Genomic DNA, 18963 nt, shown 5'->3' with positions numbered 1-18963 from the left:
CTGGCCCGTGTTCAGTTAGTTAAATACGCAGTTGTAGGCAAACAACGCTGGCGCACCGCCTGTGTGCAGGAAAATAATCGGGCCCTCCTCAAACCGCTGGCGCCCGATGCCATCCAACAGCCCGGCCATGGCCTTGCCTGTGTAGACCGGGTCCAGCAGCAGACCTTCCTGGCTGGCCAACAGTTTGATCGCGGAGAGGGTGCCGGCGTTGGGTTCGCCATAACGGGGGCCAAAGTATTCATCCCACAGGATTACCTTGAACGCCTCGGGCACTTGCACGCCGAGCAACTCGGCGGTGCGTTCGGCCAGGCCCTGCACTTTGGGGGACTGTGCTTCCTCGGTGCGCGACACCGTCACGCCAATCACCGGCAAATCCGGCAGCATTTCACTCAGCGCCAGGGCCAAACCGCTGTGGGTACCGGCACTGCCCGAGGCCAGCACCACGGCGGCAAATTCGATGCCGCTGTCTTCGATCTGCCCGGCCAACTCCAGCCCGGCACGCACATAACCCAGCGCGCCGAGGGCATTCGAGCCGCCGATAGGCACCAGGTACGGCTTCTTGCCATTGCTGCGCAGGCGGTCGGCGAGGGCGTTGAGTTGGTCGTCGACGTTGTCGAGGTTTTCCACCAGCTCCACCTTGGCGTCGAACAGGTCCAGCAGCAGGCGGTTGCCATTGCCCAGGTAGTTGGGGTCTTCGGTGCCGGTAGGGTTTTCCAGCAGGGCAACGCAGCCCAGGCCGAGCTTGGCGGCGAGGGCGGCGGTCTGGCGGACGTGGTTGGATTGGATGGCGCCAGCGGTCACTAATGTGTCGGCACCTTGGGCGATGGCGTCGGCCGCCAGGTATTCCAGTTTGCGCAGCTTGTTTCCGCCCATGGCCAGGGGCGTGGTGTCATCGCGTTTGACGTAGATGTCCCGGCCCAGCCAGGCCGACAGCCGCTCGAGTTTTTCCAGGGCGGTGGCGGCCCCCAGCAGGTCCAGACGGTTAAAACGGTCGAGCTGTTGTTTGATCATGACGACGCACAGTGGCTAAGTGATTGAGGGACTATAGGCAGGCACTTTTCAACGAGCAACCGGCAATCGCTTATGACGGATAGTTCTTAGCCTCACACCATTGGTTCTTAAGAGTCGCCAGGGTGCATACCGTAAAGTGATGGGCATTTCGTCAGGAGTGAATACCGTGAGTGAGCGTTCCAGCCATTGGCAATTACAGACCATCGTCAGCCAGCTGCGCGGCGCCCGCGATCAGTGGCGAACGCGCAACGGCCGCTTGAGTGGTGAGCATGGCGGCCGCGAACTGCCGTCGCGCGAAGCCGTGGCGCAGATTCTCGAATCGCTGTGCGGCGCGCTGTTCCCGATGCGCCTGGGGCCGGCGGACCTGCGTGAAGAAAGTGAAGACTTCTACGTCGGGCATACCCTCGACGTCGCCCTCAACGCGTTGCTCGCGCAGGCGCGCCTGGAGCTGCGCTACGCCGCCCGCCAGGGCGGTCAGGATGACAGCGAGGTCGATGCGCTGGCCATTCGCCTGATCCAGGATTTCGCCCTGGCCTTGCCCTCCTTGCGCAGCCTGCTGGACACCGATGTGTTGGCCGCCTACCACGGCGACCCCGCCGCGCGCAGCGTGGATGAAGTGTTGCTGTGCTACCCGGGAATCCTGGCGGTGATTCACCATCGCCTGGCCCATCATCTGTACCGCGCCGGCTTGCCGCTGTTGGCGCGCATCAGTGCGGAGATTGCCCATTCGGCAACGGGCATCGACATTCACCCGGGCGCGCAGATTGGCCCGAGTTTCTTTATCGACCACGGGACGGGTGTGGTAATTGGTGAAACCGCGATCATTGGTGAGCGTGTGCGCATCTACCAGGCGGTCACGTTGGGAGCCAAGCGCTTCCCGGCGGATGAGGATGGGCAGTTGCAGAAAGGCCATCCGCGTCACCCGATTGTCGAGGATGACGTGGTGATCTATGCCGGGGCGACGATTCTAGGGCGCATCACCATCGGCCAGGGTTCGACCATTGGCGGTAACGTGTGGCTGACCCGCAGCGTGCCGGCGGGGGCGAACATTACGCAGGCGAATCTGCAGCATGATGATGGGGCTCAAAAATAATGACACTTGCGATGACTGCTGGGGACTAACCCGGTGGCGAAGGCGCTTGCTCCCGTTGGGCTGCGCAGCGGCCCTGAACCTGCCTCTCCGTTCTTTCCGAGCGCACGCGGTGTGCTTTTCAGGGGCGCTTCGCGCCCCAACGGGAGCACGCTCCCTCGCCACAACGATTCCTTGAGCGAGTGTAGGAATCACCTACCACTCAGCCCTGCGATTAGTCCAAAACTGCCTATCCATGTTTAACTTGAATGTTCGTTCAAGTTAAACCGGTGGTTCGCTGCCCGCTCACAACAGGAGGCTTACCTTTGCTGAGTCCGTTATTTACAGCCACATCTCACACCCTCGGGGTGCATCGTTCATGAGTGCATCGTCCACCCCATCCAGCGGCCTGGTGCGCATGAATGCGCCCGTTTTCTACTTTGCCGCCAGCGTCATCCTGCTCTTTGGCATCACTGTCATCGCCATTCCGCAACAGGCCGGTGCCTGGCTGCTGGCGGCGCAAAACTGGGCGGCCAATACGGTCGGCTGGTACTACATGCTGGCGATGACCCTGTATCTGGTCTTCGTGGTGGTCACCGCGCTATCGGGCTACGGCAAGATAAAACTCGGTGCCGACCACGACGAGCCCGAATTCAGTTACCTGTCCTGGGCGGGCATGCTGTTCGCCGCCGGGATCAGCATCACGCTGTTTTTCTTCTGCGTCTCCGAGCCGCTGACGCACCTGGTGCAACCGCCCCAGGGCGCGCCGATGAACGCCGATGCCGCACGCCAGGCCATGCAGATCCTGTTTCTGCACTGGGGCCTGCATGGCTGGGGCGTGTTCGCCTTTGTGGGCATGGCCCTGGCGTATTTCGCCTACCGGCATAACCTGCCGTTGGCGTTGCGCTCGGCGCTGTACCCACTGATCGGCAAGCGTATCAATGGGCCTATCGGTTACGCGGTGGATGGCTTCGGCATTATCGCCACGGTGTTCGGCCTGGGCGCCGACATGGGCTTTGGCGTGCTGCACCTCAATTCTGGCCTGGACTACCTGTTTGGCATCGCCCATACGCAGTGGATTCAGGTGGGCCTGATCACGTTGATGATGGGCGCCGCGATCCTGGTCGCCGTCGCCGGTGTCGACAAGGGCGTGCGGGTGATGTCCGACATCAACATGCTGCTGGCCTGTGCGCTGCTGCTGTTCGTGTTGTTCGCCGGGCCTACCCAGCACTTGCTCAACACCCTGATCCAGAACATCGGTGATTACTTGGGGGCGTTGCCGACCAAGAGCTTCGACGTGTACGCCTATGACAAACCCAGCGACTGGCTGGGCGGTTGGACAGTGTTCTATTGGGCCTGGTGGATCGCATGGTCGCCGTTCGTGGGCCTGTTCATCGCACGTATTTCCCGCGGCCGTACCATCCGCGAATTCGTGTTCGGCGTGCTGCTGATTCCACTGGGCTTCACCCTGGCGTGGATGTCGATTTTCGGCAACAGTGCCATTGACCAAGTGCTCAACCACGGTATGGCGGCCCTCGGTCAGTCGGCCATCGATGATCCGTCGATGAGCCTCTACCTGCTGCTGGAAACCTACCCGTGGAGCAAGACAGTGATCGCAGTCACGGTGTTTATCAGCTTCGTGTTCTTCGTCACGTCGGCCGACTCCGGCACGGTGGTGCTGTCGACCCTGTCATCCAAAGGCGGCAACGCCGACGAAGACGGGCCGAAATGGTTGCGAGTGTTCTGGGGGGCGATGACCGCACTGGTCACCAGTGCCTTGCTGTTTGCCGGCAGCATCGACTCGCTCAAATCAGCGGTGGTGCTGACGTCGTTACCGTTCTCGTTGATCCTGCTGCTGATGATGTGGGGGCTGCATAAGGCGTTCTACCTCGAATCGCAAAAGCAGATCGCCCAGTTGCACTCGCTGGCGCCGGTCTCGGCGTCACGCAAGGGCCGAGGCGGTTGGCGTCAGCGTTTGAGCCAGGCCGTGCACTTCCCATCGCGCGATGAGGTGTACCGCTTCCTGGAATCGACAGTGCGTCCGGCCATCGAAGAAGTGACGGCGGTGTTTGTCGAGAAGGGCCTGAATGTGGTCACCCAGCCTGACCCGGCCAACGACAGCGTCAGCCTGGAAATCGGTCATGGCGAGGAGCGTCCGTTTGTCTACCAGGTGCAGATGCGCGGCTATTTCACACCGTCGTTCGCGCGGGGTGGCATGGGGTCCAAGGAGATCAACAATCGTCGCTACTACCGGGCGGAAGTGCACTTGAGCGAGGGCAGCCAGGACTACGATCTGGTGGGCTACACCAAGGAGCAGATCATCAACGACATCCTCGACCAATACGAGCGGCACCTGCAGTTCCTGCACTTGGTACGCTGACGCAATAAACCCCGCAAAGCCCCGTTCTACGGGGCTTTCTTAAATTTAATTTCATTCGTTGAAACCCCGGTTTGACGCGTAACTGTCATCTGGCCACTGCGTAATTGTGTGAAGCGTTTGACGCTTTCATTTCAGAACAGTGACGGAGACCGGTAACAATGAAGACGTTATTAAGCCCCATGGTGGGAGCCGCCATGGCGAGCTTTATGCTGTCCGCCCATGCCGATTTTATCGATGACAGCCACGCCGATGTGACCCTGCTCAACCGCTATCTCAACCAGCAGGGGCGTGATGTGGTGAACAGCACCGCCAAGGCCCACAGCGTGCGTGATTGGGGCCAGGGTTTTGAGTTCAACTTCAAGTCCGGCTACACCGAAGGCCCGGTAGGTTTTGGCCTCGACTTGCAGGCGTTCTACGGCCTCAAGCTCGATTCCGGTGGCGACCTCAACGACAAGAATCACCAGGGCCGTTACCCCGGCAGCATGTTCCCCCTGGACGACGGCAAATCGGCCGACCAGTTCGGCGTACTCAGCCCGACATTCAAGATGCGCTTCGCCAAAGACGAACTGCGCGTCGGTACGCTCTACGGCAATAACCCGGTGCTGGCCAACACCGACGGCCGCCTGTACCAGCAGACCAACACGGGTGTGCAACTGGTGTCCAAGGACCTCACGGACTTCACCTTCACCGGCGGCGATATTTTCAAGACCAAGATTCGTAACGAAACCGGCGACCAGGGCATGATCACTGCCGGCGGTACCAAAGAGAGTGACCGCTTCCTGTTCGGTGGGGCGGACTACACCGGTTTGCAGAACACCACCGTCAGCCTCTGGTATTCCAACCTTGAGGATTACTACCAACAGTTCTTCCTCGGCGCCAAGCGTCATGACGCCTTGTCCGTGGGGGCGATTGACACCGACCTGCGTATGTTCCGCAGCCTGGGCGTGGGCGCTAACGCCGATGGTGACAAAGACTTTGCCGCTGCCGGCCTGTATGGCGACGGCACATCGAAGGGGCGCATCAACCAGTCCACCGTCAGCCTGCTGGAAAGCTACAGCCTGGACGGCCATACCGTCGGCCTTGGTATCCAGAAAAACAGCGGCGACAGCGACTTCCCGTACCTGGACTCCGGCCTGAACAGTGGGGACGCGCGCCAGGGGCCGGGCTCCGGTGCCGACACGCCAGCGCTGACCAACATGCAGTTGAACAAATTCCAGCATGCCGGCGAACGCACCTGGCTGGCGCAGTACAAATATGACTTCGGCAAACTTGGCCTCAACGGCCTGACGTTCTCCGCGGCCTATGCCCACGGTGATGACATCCGCACCGCACAAGGCACCACCAGCGAGTGGGAGCGTAACGTTGCCGTGGCCTACCAAGTGCCCACTGGCACGCTCAAGGGTCTGGGCGTGACCTGGAAAAATGCCCATGCCAGCCCCGACATTACCGGCGCCACCGTGCAAGATGAAAACCGTTTCTATGTCAGCTATGTCGTTCCACTCTGGTAGGGAATTGCTGTAAAACGGAAAGGCAGACTTAAGCGATTCAGCGGGTTAAAAGGCCCGGGAATATCGTTATTCCCGGGCCTTATTTGCCCCAAGCCCAGAGAGGATTCGATGACTTACATTGCTGCCGAAAACCGCTATGAATCTATTCCTTATCGCCGCGTAGGTCGCAGTGGATTGGTGCTGCCGGCACTGTCCCTGGGGCTGTGGCACAACTTTGGCGACAGCACCCCGATCGACACTCAGCGCGCCTTGTTGCGCACCGCGTTCGACCTGGGTATCAACCACTTCGACCTGGCCAACAACTACGGCCCGCCCTACGGCAGTGCCGAGATCAACTTCGGCCGTTTGCTGCGCGAAGACTTCAAGCAGTACCGCGATGAACTGATCATCTCCAGCAAAGCCGGTTGGGACATGTGGCCCGGCCCTTACGGCCAGGGCGGCGGTTCGCGCAAATACGTACTGGCGAGCCTGGACCAGAGCCTGCAACGCCTGGGCGTCGACTACGTGGATATCTTCTACTCTCACCGTTTTGACCCCGACACCCCACTGGAAGAAACCGCCAGCGCCCTCGCCACCGCGGTGCAACAAGGCAAGGCGCTGTACATCGGTATCTCGTCCTATTCCGGGGTGAAAACCCGCGAAATGGCGGCACTGCTCAAGGAGTGGAAAGTACCGCTGCTGATCCATCAACCGGCCTACAACCTGCTCAACCGCTGGGTGGAAAAAGACCTCTTGGACACCACCGCAGAGCTCGGTGCCGGGGTGATCGCGTTCACGCCGCTGGCCCAGGGTTTGCTGACCGACAAGTACCTCAATGGCGTACCCGCCGATGCACGGGTCAACCGCCCGGGTGGCGGCTCGTTGCAGGCCCAGCACTTGTCTGAAGCCAACATCGCCCATGTGCGGGCGCTGAATGAAATCGCCAAGCGTCGTGGCCAGAGCCTGGCCCAACTGGCGCTGGCGTGGACCCTGCGTGATCCGCGGGTAACCAGTGCGCTCATCGGCGCGAGCCGACCGGAGCAGATCATTGAAAACGTCGGGGCGTTGAAGAACTTGAGCTTCAGCGCGCAAGAACTGGCGGAGATCGACCGGTTTGCGCAGGAAGGCGGGATCAACTTGTGGGAAAAACCATCGACCGCTGAATAATTTGGTACGACTCGGTCAATGTGGGGGCTTGCTGTGTGGCTGATTAGAGGTCTTGCAGCATGTCCGCCGCCAGGATGTCTTCGAAGATTGAACGAAGGCAAGGCGCCGAAGACTGTGAAGTAACTGGCGGAACTGGAAACGAAATGTGGGAGGGGGCTTGCTCCCGATAGCAGCGTGTCAGTCAGTACATCTGCTACTGAAGCACCGTTATCGGGAGCAAGCCCCCTCCCACATGGGTATGGCTGTGTGGCTGATTGCAGGTCTTGCAGAATGTCCGCCGCCAGGATGTCTTCGAAGATTGAACAACGGCAAGGCGCCGAAGACTGTGAAGCAACTGGCGGAGCTGGAAACGAAATGTGGGAGGGGGCTTGCTCCCGATAGCAGCGTGTCAGTCAGTACATCTGCTACTGAAACACCGTTATCGGGAGCAAGCCCCCTCCCACATGGGTATGGCTGTGTGGCTGATTAGAGGTCTTGCAGCATGACCGCCGCCAGGATGTCTTCGAAGATTCAACAACGGCAAGGCGCCGAAGACTGTGAAGTAACTGGCGGAACTGGAAACGAAATGTGGGAGGGGGCTTGCTCCCGATTGCAGTGTGTCAGTCAGTACATCTGCTACTGAAACACCGTTATCGGGAGCAAGCCTCCTCCCACATGGGTATGGCTGTGTGGCTGATTGCAGGTCTTGCAGAATGTCCGCCGCCAGGATGTCTTCGAAGATTGAACAACGGCAAGGCGCCGAAGACCGTGAAGTAACCGGCGGAACTGGAAACGAAATGTGGGAGGGGGCTTGCTCCCGATTGCAGTGTGTCAGTCAGTACATCTGCTACTGAAGCACCGTTATCGGGAGCAAGCCCCCTCCCACATGGGTATGGCTGTGTGGCTGATTAGAGGTCTTGCAGAATGTCCGCCGCAAGGATGTCTTCGAAGATTGAACGAAGGCAAGGCGCCGAAGACTGTGAGGTAACTGGCGGAACTGGAAACGAAATGTGGGGGGGCTTGCTCCCGATAGCAGCGTGTCAGTCAGTACATCTGCTACTGAAGCACCGTTATCGGGAGCAAGCCCCCTCCCACAGTTGATTTTCAGTGTGGCGACTAGAACGGCACATCTCCAAGAATCGTTGCCCGATGCATCACCCGGCGTTGTGGCCGGTAGTCATCCACCGCGTAATGTTGGGTTACCCGGTTATCCCAGAACGCCACGTCATTCTCTTGCCACCGCCAGCGGATCGTAAACTCCGGGCGTGTTGCGTGAGCAAAAAGCAGCTTGAGAATCGCCTCGCTTTCCGCCGGCTCCAGCTCGTTGATCCGGGTGGTAAACCCATCACTGACAAACAGCGACTTACGCCCACTCACCGGATGCGTGCGCACCACCGGGTGCGACAGCGGCGGGTTTTTCTTGCGGGTTTCTTCCCAGCGCGCGAAGTCTTCAACGGTGTTGCCAAAGCGCTCCAGCGGGAAGGACTTGGTGAAGTCGTGGGTGGCCGTCAACCCGTTGAGCAGCCCCTTCAACGGCTCGGACAACGCTTCATACGCCGCAATGCCGCTGGCCCACAAGGTATCGCCACCGAACGCCGGCAACAGCTTGGCGCTGAGCACCGCGCCCAGTGCCGGCGTGGGCAGGAAGGTCACGTCGGTATGCCATACGGCGTTGTCGCGCACGTCGGTCACGGCGGTATCGAGGATCAGCACTTCGGGCTGTTCCGGCACATTGGGGTAGATCGGGTGAATGTGCAGGTCACCAAAGTTCGCCGCGAACCGCGCCTGTTGCTGCGGGGTGATCGGCTGGCCACGGAAGAACAGCACCGAATGGTTGAGTAACGCCTGTTCAATGGCGTCGCGTTGTTCGAGGCTCAGCGGTTGGGTGATATCGACGCCGCTGATCCGGGCGCCCAGGGCGGTGCTTAAAGGTGTAACGGTCAGGTTGCTCATGCTGTTCTCACTTAGTGTGCCTGGCCATGCCAAGGCACCCATTTACGCTGCAGGGCCCGCAGGCCCATCTCCATGGCGAAGGCGATCAGGGCGATCACCAGAATGCCCAGCACCACCACGTCGGTGACCAGGAACTGCGCCGCTGACTGCACCATGAAACCCAGGCCGCTGGTCGCGGCGATCAACTCGGCGGCGACCAAGGTCGACCAGCCCACACCCAAGCCGATGCGCACACCGGTGAGGATGTCGGGCAGGGCGCTCGGCAGGATCACATGGCGAATCAGCTGGGCGCGGGTCGCACCCAGCGACTGCGCGGCACGCAGCTTGGCCGGGTCGACAGTGCGCACACCGGTCGCCGTGGCGATGGCAATCGGTGCAAAGATCGCCAGGTAAATCAGCAGCACTTTGGACAGTTCGCCGATGCCGCACCAGATTACGATCAACGGCAAATAGGCCAACGGGGGAATCGGCCGGTAGAACTCGATCAGTGGGTCGAGAATGCCGCGCGCGATGCGGTTGGCACCGATGGCGATCCCTACGGGCACGGCGGTCAACACGGCAAAGCCCAGGCCCAGGCCGATACGGCTGAGGCTCGCGCCCAGGTGTTGCCACAGTGTGGAGTCCATATAGCCCGTGGTCGCCAACAGCCAGCCTTTTTGCAGGACGGCGGACGGTGGCGGCAGGAACAGCGGCTCGATCAGGCCGGTGGCCGTCACGGCCCACCAGATGGCCAACAAGGCGAGCAGGGTCAACACGCTGATCCAGCGTGTGCTCAGGCTGCGACGCACCGGGATGACAGCGTTGGCCACCGGTTGGGGGGTGGTCGCGGGAAGTTCATAGCTACTCATGCGGACACCTGCCGTTGGGAGAACACTTTGCCCAGCACGTGTTCGCGGGTTTCGATAAAGCGCGGGTCGGATTTGATCGCCCGGGCTGATTCACCGGCCGCATAGCGTTGGCCGAAATCCAGGTGCAGGCGTTCGACGATCTGGCCGGGGTTGGGTGCCAGCAGGATCAAATCCGTGGCGAGGAACACCGCTTCTTCAATGTCGTGGGTAATCAGGAATACCGGTTTGGCCGTACGCCGCCAGACTTGCAGGAGTAATTCCTGCATCTGTTCGCGGGTGAAGGCATCCAGGGCACCGAAGGGTTCATCCATCAGCAACACGCGTGGGTCGGCAGCCAAGGCGCGGGCCAAGCCGACGCGTTGTTTCTGGCCGCCGGAAAGCTGCCAGATGCGACGGCTGTCGAAACCGGCCAAGTCCACCAGTGCGAGCATTTCCCGGGCGCGGACTTCGCGTTGCGCCTTGGGTACACCGGCCAGCTCGAGGCCGAAACCGACGTTGGCCAGCACGTCCTGCCAGGGCAGCAGCGCGTCGTCCTGGAACACTACGCCGCGTTCGGCGCTGGGGCCTTTGACCGGCACGCCGTCGAGGGTGATGCGCCCGGCCGAGGGTTCGACAAAGCCGGCGATCAGGTTCAACAGCGAAGTCTTGCCACTGCCGGACGGGCCGAGGGCCACCAGCAATTGCTGTGGCCCAAGGTCGAGTGAAATATCAGCCAGCACCGGTTCTGTGGCGCCTGGGTACTGTGCGCTGATGCGCTCCAGTTGTAGCAAGGCCATCGCAATGAACTCCTTGAATCAGTGGGTGATGAACTTGGCGCTGACGTAAGGGGCGTAGTCCGGCAGCACGGCGTCGACCTTGCCTTGTTCCTTGAGGAACGCGGCGGTATCGGTCACTGCTTTGGTGGTCGGTGCACCCAGCAGGGTCACCTGGTCGGCGGCCAGCGGGTAGACGTTGCCTTGCAACAGCAGTGGGATGTCGCTGGCCTTGGCGCCGGAGAGTTTCACCAGTTTGTCGACGTTGCCTTTGTCGGCGAGCCAGGCTTGTGGGTCTTTGCGGTATGCGGCGTAGGCATCCAGGGTGACCTTGGCGAAGGCGCTGACGATTTCCGGGTGTTTTTCGGCGAAGTCTTTACGCACGATCCACGCGTCGAAAGTCGGCGCGCCGAACGTGGCCAGTTCGCCGGAGGTGATCAGCACCTTGCCATTTTCCTTGGCCACGCCCAGCGCCGGGTCCCAGACGTAGGTGGCGTCGATGTCACCGCGTTTCCACGCAGCGATGATTGCCGGTGGCGCGAGGTTAAGGATGGTCACTTTCGACGGGTCGATGTTCCAGTGCTTCAGCGCGGCCAGCAGACTGTAGTGGCCGGTGGACACGAAGGGCACGGCGATCTTTTTGCCGACCAGGTCCTGTGGGCTGTTGATACCCGCACCGTTACGCGCGACCAGCGCTTCGGCACCGCCGATCTGGGTGGCGACGAGGAAGGTTTCTACCGGCACTTTGCGGGTTACGGCGGCGGTCAACGGGCTGGAACCGAGGTAGCCGATCTGTACGTCGCCGGAGGCGATGGCGGCGATGATGTCGGCGCCATTGTCGAATTTGCGCCAGTCGATCTTGGCGTGGGTAGCTTTTTCATACGAGCCGTCAGCCTGGGCGACTTTGGCCGGGTCCACGGTGGTCTGGTAAGCGATGGTCACATCCGCCGCCTGGGCAAGCAGGCTGGCACCCGCCAGGGACAATGCGGCCAGGAGGCGCAGAGGGGTAAGCAGTTTCAAGGGGTGAGCTCCTCAATCAGGCGGCCGAGGGTCGGCGTGTGAGGAGACTAAATGATCTAAGAACCCGAAAATAAATAACGTTTTCGAATTAGCTTATGTGGAGAAGGGTAGAAGCTGATCTCCAGCCAAGTGGGAGATGAATGTGGGAGGGGGCTTGCCCCGATGGCAATATTTCAGTCACTTGATTGGTTGACTGACACAGCGCTATCGGGAGTAAGCCCCCTCCCACAATGGTTAGTTGCTGATGGCCAGAATGCTCGCCTGGTAAGAGCCGACAAACACATCAAAGTCGCCCACTTCGTTCTGCTCCAGTTCCGCCTGCTGTGCCAGCGACGTGCGCGCCAGTTCTTCAAACCGCGCCTGTTCCTGGGCGGGAAGCGGCTCGTTGCGGAAATGCTCGGCATGCAGCTGGCTTTGGTGCAGGGAGAACTGCGCAAAACTCTCTTTGCGCGCGCTCATTGCTGCGAGCACCTGGGCCGACGGCGTCAGTGCCGGGTCGTTGACCTTCGCCAACTGGGCATCCAGCGCCTCGCTGTGTTCGGTGAAGCCTTGGCTCTCATCGAGCAAGGCTGCCAGGGGGGCGATTTTCTCGAGCAGCTCGGCGGCCCACTCTTTCATGTCTACCGCCTGGCCATCACGCTGCAATTGCAGGCCCGGACGCCGACCCTCCTTGACCACGCTGAGGAAGTTGGACGTGGCGTTGCCGCACTCGTTATTGGCGAACAGTGGGCTGTCATTCAGCGCGCAATACAGCAGGAACGCGTCGAGGAAGCGTGACTCGGGAAGGTCAATGCCCATTGGCAGGAACGGGTTGATGTCCAGGCAGCGCACTTCGATGTACTGGATGCCGCGGGCCATCAACGCCTGGATCGGCCGTTCGCCGGTGTAGGTCACACGCTTGGGGCGGATGTTGGAGTAGTACTCGTTTTCGATTTGCAGGATGTTGGTGTTGAGCTGTACCCACTCACCATCCTTGTGCGTGCCGACTTCGACGTATGGCGCGTAGGGCGTTGCCACAGCCTTGCGCAAGCTGTCGGTGTAACTGGCCAAGTCGTTGTAGCACGGTGTAAGGCCGGCCTGGGCGTTGCTTTGGTAACCCAGGTCGCTCATGCGCAAGCTGGTGGCATACGGCAGGTACAGGGTGTCGGCATCGAGCACTTCGAGCTGGTGCGAACGCCCCCGCAGGAACCCGGCATCCAGGGCCGGCGAGGCACCGAACAGGTACATCAGCAGCCAGCTGTAGCGCCGGAAATTACGGATCAGGGCGATATAGGCGTCGGATTGATAGTCGCGGTCGGTCCCGACAAAACCTTCGGTTTCCTTGAGCAGCGGCCACAGCGGTTCCGGCAGGGAGAAGTTGTAGTGGATACCGGCGATGCACTGCATGGTTTTGCCGTAGCGCAGGGCCAGGCCCTTGCGGTACACGTACTTGAGCTGGCCGATATTGGAGGTGCCGTAGTAGGCAATCGGAATATCTTCCTCGGCCGGCAATGGGCACGGCATCGAGGGGCTCCACAGGTATTCGCTGCCGAGCTTGGAATAGGCAAAGCGGTGGATCTTGTCCAGGCTGCTCAGGGTCTGCGCCGGATCAGGCAGGGCTGGGGTGATGAACTCCAGCAGCGATTCCGAGTAGTCGGTGGTGATCTGTTCATTGGTCAACGCGGCGCCCAGGGCTTCGGGGTGCGGCGTTTGGGCCAGGCGGCCCTCACCTGTGACGCGTAGGCATTCGCGCTCGATGCCGTGCAAGCACTGCTCTAGCAGGGAGAGGTGTTCGCGCTTGCCGAGCAGGGCCAGGCGGCGGTTGAGAAGTTCGCTCAAGTTGGATTCCTTCACGCGTCAGTCGCCCCAATATGGGGGTGGGCAGGACGGTCTACAAGGGTGAAGTTGAAACTGGCGTTATCGCCTGGTTTTGAGTCGATTTGACCCGCTTTGAAAAAGCCTACTTCACTCCATGAATTGGGCTATAGCGCAGCAAGAAAATTCCGACGCTGTTGTCGCAGCGCCGAAATTAACTCAAATCGAGGGTGGGGAGCTATAGGACAGCGAACGTGCCCTGTGCTTTTGCGACAAGTCTTTCGTCCTGGTACACATCGGCTTCGACCACCAATGTGCGTCTACCCGCGTGAATCACCCGGCTGGTGCACACCACGTCACCCTCCGACACGGCGCGGATATAGTTGATTTTGCATTCGATGGTCGCGCTCTGCTGGTCGAAACCGTGGCTGCTGGAGCATGCCAGCCCCATGGTGATGTCCACCAAGCTGAAAATCGCCCCGCCATGGAGCTTGCCTGCGCGGTTGCGCAATTGCGGCTCCAGGGTCAGGGCCACCTCGGCAACGCCCTCGTCCAGGCGTTGCAGGCGGCAGCCGATCAGTTCGCTGAACGCGCTCTGGGTCAAGCCGGCCGGGATTTCCATCAGCGTTTCTTCAACTGTTTGGCATTGGCGAACAACGAAGCCATGGCGTTGTTGCTCGGCGCTGCAGTGGCGGTTTCTTTGCGCGGTGCGTTGTTCTGCGACTGACGCGGTGCAGAACCCGGGCGGGCGCCACGGGCACCGTCGATTTTCTCGCCGGGGGTGTCGCTCATGCGCATCGACAGGCCGACGCGTTTGCGCGGGATGTCGACTTCCATGACTTTGACCTTGACCACGTCACCGGCTTTGACCGCCTCGCGCGGGTCCTTGATGAACTTCTCTGAAAGCGCGGAAATATGCACCAAACCGTCCTGATGCACGCCGATATCCACAAAAGCGCCGAAGTTGGTCACATTGGTCACCACGCCTTCGAGGATCATGCCCAGTTGCAGGTCCTTGAGGTCCTCGACGCCGTCCTGGAACTCGGCGGTCTTGAACTCAGGGCGCGGGTCGCGGCCTGGTTTTTCCAGTTCTTGCAGGATGTCGGTAATGGTCGGTACGCCGAAAGTTTCGTCGGTGTACTTTTTCGGATCCAGGCGCTTGAGGAACGCGGCGTCACCGATCAGCGAGCGGATGTCGCGGTCTGTCTCGGCGGCAATGCGTTGTACCAACGGATAGGCTTCCGGGTGAACCGCGGAGGCATCCAGCGGGTTGTCACCGTTCATCACACGCAGGAAGCCGGCGGCTTGTTCGAAGGTTTTTTCACCCAAGCGTGCAACTTTTTTCAGCGCGGCGCGGGTTTTGAACGCACCGTTTTCGTCGCGGTGGGTGACGATGTTTTGCGCGAGGGTCGCGTTGAGACCGGAGATCCGCGCCAACAGCGCCACGGAAGCGGTGTTCACGTCCACGCCCACGGCGTTTACGCAATCTTCTACGACGGCATCCAGGCCGCGCGCCAGCTTCAACTGCGACACGTCGTGCTGGTATTGGCCGACACCGATGGATTTCGGATCGATCTTCACCAGCTCGGCCAGCGGATCCTGCAGGCGACGGGCGATGGAAACGGCGCCTCGGATCGACACATCGAGGTCCGGGAACTCCTTGGATGCCAGTTCCGATGCCGAATACACCGAGGCACCCGCCTCGGAGACCATGACCTTGGTCATCTTCATGGCTGGGTATTTTTTGATCAATTCGGCGGCCAGCTTGTCGGTTTCACGGCTGGCGGTGCCGTTGCCGATGGCGATCAGGTCCACCGCGTGCTTGGCGCACAGGGCGGCAAGGATCGCCAGGGTCTGGTCCCACTTGTTATGAGGCACGTGGGGGTACACGGTGGCGTGGTCCAGCAGCTTGCCGGTGGCGTCGACCACCGCAACCTTGCAACCGGTGCGCAGGCCCGGGTCAAGGCCCAGGGTGGCGCGTGGGCCGGCCGGTGCGGCCAGCAGCAGGTCGTGCAGGTTGTGGGCGAACACGTTGATGGCCTCGGTTTCGGCGCCGTCACGCAGTTCACCCAACAGGTCGGTTTCCAGGTGAGTGTAGAGCTTGACCTTCCAGGTCCAGCGCACGACTTCACTGAGCCACTTATCCGCAGGACGATTCTGATTTTGGATGCCGAATTGTTGACCGATCATGCCTTCGCACGGGTGCATGGTCCCCGGCAGTTCATCGCCGACTTTCAGCGCAGAGCTGAGGATGCCTTCGTTGCGACCCCGGAAAATCGCGAGGGCGCGGTGGGACGGCATGCTTTTCAGCGGCTCGTCGTGTTCGAAGTAATCGCGGAACTTGGCACCTTCTTCCTCTTTGCCGGCAATGACACGGGCGCTGAGGATGGCTTCCTGCTTCAGGTACGTACGCAATTTTTCCAGGAGGCTGGCGTTTTCCGCGAAGCGCTCCATCAGGATGTACTTGGCGCCTTCGAGGGCCGCCTTGACGTCGGCGACACCTTTTTCCGCGTCGATGAAGCGGGCGGCTTCGGTGTCCGGGGTCAGCGATGGGTCGTTGAACAGGCCATCGGCCAAGTCGCCCAGGCCCGCTTCCAGGGCGATCTGGCCCTTGGTGCGGCGCTTCTGTTTGTACGGCAGGTACAGGTCTTCGAGGCGGGTCTTGGTGTCGGCGAGCTTGATGTCGCGTTCCAGTTGAGGGGTCAGCTTGCCCTGTTCCTCGATGCTGGCGAGGATGCTGATACGCCGTTCGTCGAGTTCTCGCAGGTAGCGCAGGCGTTCTTCCAGGTGCCGCAGTTGGGTGTCGTCGAGGCTGCCGGTCACTTCTTTTCGGTAACGGGCGATGAAAGGCACCGTGGAGCCTTCATCCAGTAGCGCGACGGCCGCTTCGACCTGTTGTGGGCGTACACCGAGTTCCTCGGCGATGCGGCTGTTGATGCTGTCCATAAAACCACCTGAAATTCTTAAAATCAGCTCGCAAGCCCGTAGAACAAGGCCCTGCAAGGCTGGTTGAGCGGCCCGACTGGCACCGCTGCCTGGGTCAAGAGGCTGCCTATTGACCCTCGAAATAGAAAAAATCACGACAAGCGGGTGAAAAAAAGCCCGGCAGTAAACGGTAACGATCTGACGTTGCCCTGCACGAAGGCGCCGCATTATAACCAGCGTTCTGCTCTAGGGGGGTACTACGCCAGAGGTTGTAGGGCGTGGGTTCGCTGGCAGTAGAGGAAAAATCTGCTAACAATGCACACGGTGCGTATAACGGCAGCTACGCCATAATGCGCGCCGAGATAAGAGGAGCATCCAATGAGCAGCACTGCACAAACTGCTGAAGGCGAAAAAATTCTCATCGTTGACGACGATCCGGGGCTGAGCAGCCTGCTGGAGCGTTTTTTCAACTCCAAAGGCTATCGTGCCCGCGCGGTGCCGAACACCGAGCAGATGGACCGCCTGTTGGGGCGCGAAGTGTTCAACCTGGTCGTGCTCGACCTGATGCTGCCCGGCGAAGACGGCCTCACCGCCTGCAAACGCCTGCGTAGCGCGAACAATCAGATTCCAATCATCATGCTCACCGCCAAGGGCGATGAGCTGAGCCGCATCAAGGGCCTCGAACTGGGCGCTGATGACTACCTGGCCAAGCCGTTCAACCCGGACGAGTTGATGGCGCGGGTCAAGGCCGTATTGCGCCGCCAGGCACCGCCGGTACCGGGCGCACCGGGCAGCGAGGACGAAAGTGTCACCTTCGGCGACTACGAACTGTCCCTGGCGACCCGTGAACTCAAGCGTGGTGAAGAAGTACACATGCTCACCACCGGCGAGTTCGCGGTACTCAAGGCCCTGGTGATGAACGCGCGCCAGCCGCTGACCCGCGACAAGCTGATGAACCTGGCCCGTGGCCGGGAATGGGACGCCCTGGAGCGCTCCATTGACGTACAGATCTCCCGTCTGCGTCGGATGATCGAGCCGGACCCGTCCAAGCCTCGGTATATCCAGACGGTATGGGGTGTGGGTTATGTGTTTGTGCCGGATGGCACCGCAACCAAGTGATCGATGATTTGCAGGGCGGGCATCCTGGCGTTTGACCCTATTAGGGTCGACGTGATGCCCGGCGTCTGCAATTCTGCGAGCGCCGCTCGTTCCTGCAAGGTGTCCAGCTGTCTTCTATGAAAACCCCGTTGTGGTTCCCGCAAAGTTTCTTCTCCCGCACCCTTTGGCTGGTGCTGATCGTCGTTCTGTTCTCCAAGGCGCTCACGCTGGTTTATCTGTTGATGAACGAAGACGTGCTGGTGGACCGTCAGTACAGCCATGGCGTCGCCTTGACGTTGCGTGCCTACTGGGCGGTAGACCCTGAGAACCGAGAAAAGGTGGCAAAGGCCTCGACGCTGATCCGCGTTGATGGGGCCGGGGTACCTGAGGGCGAGCAGCATTGGCCTTATAGCGAGATCTACCAGCGCCAGATGCAGGCCGAACTTGGAGAAGACACCGAGGTGCGCCTGCGCATGCATGTTTCACCTGCACTGTGGGTGAGGGCGCCAAGCCTGGGCGATGCCTGGATCAAGGTTCCGCTTTATCCTCATCCGTTGCGTGGGCAAAAAATCTGGAACGTATTGGGCTGGTTCCTGGCTATTGGCTTGCTTTCAACGGCGTCCGCGTGGATTTTCGTGCGCCAGCTCAGCCAACCGCTCAAGCGCCTGGTTTTTGCCGCTCGCCAGCTGGGGCAGGGGCGCAGTGTGCGCCTGCCGGTCAGCGATACCCCCAGCGAGATGACCGAGGTGTATAGCGCTTTCAACCAGATGGCGGAGGATGTCGAGCAGGCCGGACGTGAGCGTGAGCTGATGCTGGCGGGGGTGTCCCATGACCTGCGCACGCCGTTGACGCGATTGCGCCTGTCCCTGGAGTTGATGGGCAGTCACACCGACCTCACCGACGACATGGTTCGTGACATCGAAGACATGGACGCGATTCTCGACCAGTTCCTGGCGTTTATCCGCGACGGGCGTGATGAGGTGGTGGAGGAGGTCGACCTGACGGATCTGGTGCGTGAGGTCGTTGCGCCCTACAACCAGAACGGTGAGCAGGTACGCATGCGCCTGGAGCCGATCCAGCCCTTTGCATTACGCCGGGTATCGATGAAGCGCCTGTTGAACAACCTGATTGGCAACGCCTTGCATCATGCTGGTTCCGATGTGGAAGTGGCGGCATGTGTGTCTGGCGACAGTGCTGCGCCTTATGTAGTGCTGAGTGTGTTGGACCGTGGGGCCGGTATCGACCCGGCTGAGCTGGAGGGCATCTTCAACCCCTTTACCCGTGGCGACCGTGCCCGCGGTGGCAAGGGCACCGGTTTGGGGCTGGCGATTGTGCGACGGATTGCGTCGATGCATGGTGGCAATGTTGAACTGCGCAATCGCGAAGAGGGTGGGCTGGAAGCTCGGGTGCGCTTGCCGCTTGGCCTGATGCTGCCAAGAGACGCGGTCTGACACACCACAGCGATTAAATATGAGAGGGG

Annotated in this window: 14 protein-coding genes; 6 read left to right on the top strand and 8 right to left on the bottom strand. The window is 60.7% G+C overall.

Annotated features, from left to right (window positions below):
- Window positions 1–15: 15 nt before the first annotated feature.
- Window positions 16–1011 carry a D-cysteine desulfhydrase gene (locus M5B43_RS26475; RefSeq protein ID WP_248752833.1) on the bottom strand — a complete coding sequence of 332 codons (996 nt, stop codon included), beginning with the start codon at window positions 1009–1011 and terminating at the stop codon, window positions 16–18.
- A 166-nt stretch (window positions 1012–1177) separates the two neighbouring features.
- Here M5B43_RS26475 and epsC point away from each other — a divergent pair, with 166 nt between their 5' ends.
- The 4 genes from epsC (at window position 1178) to mgrA (ending at window position 7114) form a co-directional block, all read left to right on the top strand.
- Window positions 1178–2104, top strand: a complete 927-nt coding sequence (gene epsC / locus M5B43_RS26470; protein WP_248752832.1) for a serine O-acetyltransferase EpsC — start codon at window positions 1178–1180, stop codon at window positions 2102–2104.
- A 394-nt stretch (window positions 2105–2498) separates the two neighbouring features.
- On the top strand, window positions 2499–4460 hold the full coding sequence (betT, locus tag M5B43_RS26465) for a choline transporter BetT (RefSeq protein ID WP_248752835.1): 1962 nt from the start codon (window positions 2499–2501) through the stop codon (window positions 4458–4460).
- 179 nt (window positions 4461–4639) lie between these two features.
- On the top strand, window positions 4640–5968 hold the full coding sequence (locus M5B43_RS26460; RefSeq protein WP_248752834.1) for an OprD family outer membrane porin: 1329 nt from the start codon (window positions 4640–4642) through the stop codon (window positions 5966–5968).
- Window positions 5969–6076: 108 nt separating this feature from the next.
- A complete protein-coding gene (mgrA, locus tag M5B43_RS26455) occupies window positions 6077–7114 on the top strand; it encodes an L-glyceraldehyde 3-phosphate reductase (protein ID WP_248752831.1) in 1038 nt (345 codons plus the stop codon).
- Window positions 7115–8209: 1095 nt separating this feature from the next.
- On the opposite strand, the gene tauD is transcribed toward mgrA, so the two are convergent.
- The 7 genes from tauD to M5B43_RS26420 all read right to left on the bottom strand — a co-directional run bounded on the left by tauD (window position 8210) and on the right by M5B43_RS26420 (window position 16406).
- Window positions 8210–9046 carry a taurine dioxygenase gene (gene tauD, locus M5B43_RS26450; RefSeq protein WP_248752830.1) on the bottom strand — a complete coding sequence of 279 codons (837 nt, stop codon included), beginning with the start codon at window positions 9044–9046 and terminating at the stop codon, window positions 8210–8212.
- Between the two features lie 11 nt (window positions 9047–9057).
- Window positions 9058–9894, bottom strand: coding sequence for a taurine ABC transporter permease TauC (gene tauC, locus M5B43_RS26445; protein ID WP_248752829.1), 837 nt, complete (start codon window positions 9892–9894; stop codon window positions 9058–9060).
- A complete protein-coding gene (gene tauB, locus M5B43_RS26440; protein WP_248752828.1) occupies window positions 9891–10670 on the bottom strand; it encodes a taurine ABC transporter ATP-binding subunit in 780 nt (259 codons plus the stop codon). The genes tauC and tauB overlap by 4 nt, the downstream gene beginning before the upstream one ends.
- Before the next feature lie 18 nt (window positions 10671–10688).
- Complete coding sequence (tauA, locus tag M5B43_RS26435; RefSeq protein WP_248752827.1) at window positions 10689–11666, bottom strand: taurine ABC transporter substrate-binding protein; 978 nt, start codon at window positions 11664–11666, stop codon at window positions 10689–10691.
- Between the two features lie 234 nt (window positions 11667–11900).
- On the bottom strand, window positions 11901–13484 hold the full coding sequence (gene gshA / locus M5B43_RS26430) for a glutamate--cysteine ligase (protein ID WP_248752826.1): 1584 nt from the start codon (window positions 13482–13484) through the stop codon (window positions 11901–11903).
- Between the two features lie 214 nt (window positions 13485–13698).
- The gene (locus M5B43_RS26425; protein ID WP_248752825.1) at window positions 13699–14082 is read right to left on the bottom strand and encodes a PaaI family thioesterase; all 384 of its coding nucleotides are present in this window, start codon (window positions 14080–14082) and stop codon (window positions 13699–13701) included.
- Entirely contained in the window at window positions 14082–16406 is a 2325-nt protein-coding gene (locus M5B43_RS26420) for a Tex family protein (RefSeq protein WP_248752824.1), read from the bottom strand. Before M5B43_RS26420 ends, M5B43_RS26425 begins: the two co-directional genes overlap by 1 nt.
- A 357-nt stretch (window positions 16407–16763) precedes the next feature.
- Here M5B43_RS26420 and ompR point away from each other — a divergent pair, with 357 nt between their 5' ends.
- Both ompR and M5B43_RS26410 read left to right on the top strand, forming a co-directional pair.
- Window positions 16764–17504 (top strand): two-component system response regulator OmpR, encoded by a 741-nt coding sequence (ompR, locus tag M5B43_RS26415; protein WP_248752823.1) that lies wholly within the window; start codon window positions 16764–16766, stop codon window positions 17502–17504.
- A 116-nt stretch (window positions 17505–17620) separates the two neighbouring features.
- Window positions 17621–18934 (top strand): ATP-binding protein, encoded by a 1314-nt coding sequence (locus tag M5B43_RS26410; RefSeq protein ID WP_248752822.1) that lies wholly within the window; start codon window positions 17621–17623, stop codon window positions 18932–18934.
- Window positions 18935–18963: the final 29 nt, after the last annotated feature.

This window comes from Pseudomonas sp. MWU15-20650, assembly GCF_023242475.1.
In the GTDB taxonomy this organism is placed as follows: Bacteria; Pseudomonadota; Gammaproteobacteria; order Pseudomonadales; family Pseudomonadaceae; genus Aquipseudomonas.
The sequence above is the reverse complement of the archived record's forward strand: the minus strand, read 5'-3'. Positions and strand labels throughout refer to the sequence as shown.

Bases quoted from the DNA above. Each gene is read 5' to 3' on its own strand.
- M5B43_RS26425 (WP_248752825.1), bottom strand. From the start codon at position 14,082: ATGGAAATCCCGGCCGGCTTGACCCAGAGCGCGTTCAGCGAACTGATC.
- betT (WP_248752835.1), top strand. From the start codon at position 2,499: ATGAATGCGCCCGTTTTCTACTTTGCCGCCAGCGTCATCCTGCTCTTT.
- M5B43_RS26460 (WP_248752834.1), top strand. From the start codon at position 4,640: ATGGTGGGAGCCGCCATGGCGAGCTTTATGCTGTCCGCCCATGCCGAT.
- tauC (WP_248752829.1), bottom strand. From the start codon at position 9,894: ATGAGTAGCTATGAACTTCCCGCGACCACCCCCCAACCGGTGGCCAAC.
- tauB (WP_248752828.1), bottom strand. From the start codon at position 10,670: ATGGCCTTGCTACAACTGGAGCGCATCAGCGCACAGTACCCAGGCGCC.
- M5B43_RS26420 (WP_248752824.1), bottom strand. From the start codon at position 16,406: ATGGACAGCATCAACAGCCGCATCGCCGAGGAACTCGGTGTACGCCCA.
- ompR (WP_248752823.1), top strand. From the start codon at position 16,764: ATGAGCAGCACTGCACAAACTGCTGAAGGCGAAAAAATTCTCATCGTT.
- M5B43_RS26475 (WP_248752833.1), bottom strand. From the start codon at position 1,011: ATGATCAAACAACAGCTCGACCGTTTTAACCGTCTGGACCTGCTGGGG.
- M5B43_RS26410 (WP_248752822.1), top strand. From the start codon at position 17,621: ATGAAAACCCCGTTGTGGTTCCCGCAAAGTTTCTTCTCCCGCACCCTT.
- tauD (WP_248752830.1), bottom strand. From the start codon at position 9,046: ATGAGCAACCTGACCGTTACACCTTTAAGCACCGCCCTGGGCGCCCGG.
- mgrA (WP_248752831.1), top strand. From the start codon at position 6,077: ATGACTTACATTGCTGCCGAAAACCGCTATGAATCTATTCCTTATCGC.